We start from the raw sequence: 224 nt of genomic DNA on the forward strand, positions 1-224 counted from the left end.
GGCAACGCTGAAGCGCATTTTCTTCAAGGTCTGGCGCAGCGCCTTTTCGGCGTCTGGCTGACGGTGGATACGCTGGCGGACGTTGCCGTCGATACGGATGACTTCGCTGCTGCTCTTGTCGCTGGTGCGCTGCCCGTCATAGGTGAACGCCAGTGCCGCACGGTGTTGCAACTGGCGCTGCATCTTGCCGGTCTTGGGCATGTAGGCGGTGAATTCGTAGCTGC

1 protein-coding gene is annotated in these 224 nt (G+C 61.2%); it reads right to left on the bottom strand.

The window, feature by feature from the left end; genetic code table 11:
• A partial coding sequence (locus RRF55_RS28640) for a hypothetical protein (protein WP_439419391.1) occupies positions 1 to 224 on the bottom strand: 224 nt, incomplete at both ends.

Source organism: Klebsiella sp. K47 (assembly GCF_051858335.1).
Taxonomy (GTDB): Bacteria; Pseudomonadota; Gammaproteobacteria; order Enterobacterales; family Enterobacteriaceae; genus Klebsiella; species Klebsiella pneumoniae.